Annotated in this window: 1 protein-coding gene; it reads right to left on the reverse strand. The window is 65.8% G+C overall.

Annotated features, from left to right (window positions below):
* On the reverse strand, positions 1–386 hold a 386-nt coding region (locus tag N864_RS23110), incomplete at both ends, for an IS630 family transposase (RefSeq protein WP_034723192.1).

Below are 386 nucleotides of genomic sequence, written 5' to 3' on the forward strand. Positions count from 1 at the left end.
TGTGCGTGCTGTAGTTGTCCAGGATCACGTGAATCGCTTGGCCCCCCGGCACTTCCGCGTCGATGACCTTGAGGAACTTGAGGAACTCCTCGTGCCGGTGCCGTTCGAAGCAGCGCCCGGTCACCTCGCCGGTGAGCACGTTCAGCGCGGCGAACAAGGTCGTCGTGCCGTGGCGTTTGTAGTCGTGCGTCATCGTCGCGCCGCGGCCCTTGACCATCGGCAGGGACGGCTGGGTGCGGTCGAGCGCCTGCACCTGGGACTTCTCATCCAGACACAGCACGATCGCCTGCTCCGGCGGGGCCAGGTAGAGGCCGACCACGTCGGTCAGCTTCTCCTCGAAGGCGGGGTCGTTGCTGACCTTGAACGTGTCGACCCGGTGCGGCTTG

Origin of the sequence: Intrasporangium chromatireducens Q5-1, assembly GCF_000576575.1 — a bacterium.
Classification (GTDB): Bacteria; Actinomycetota; Actinomycetes; order Actinomycetales; family Dermatophilaceae; genus Intrasporangium_A; species Intrasporangium_A chromatireducens.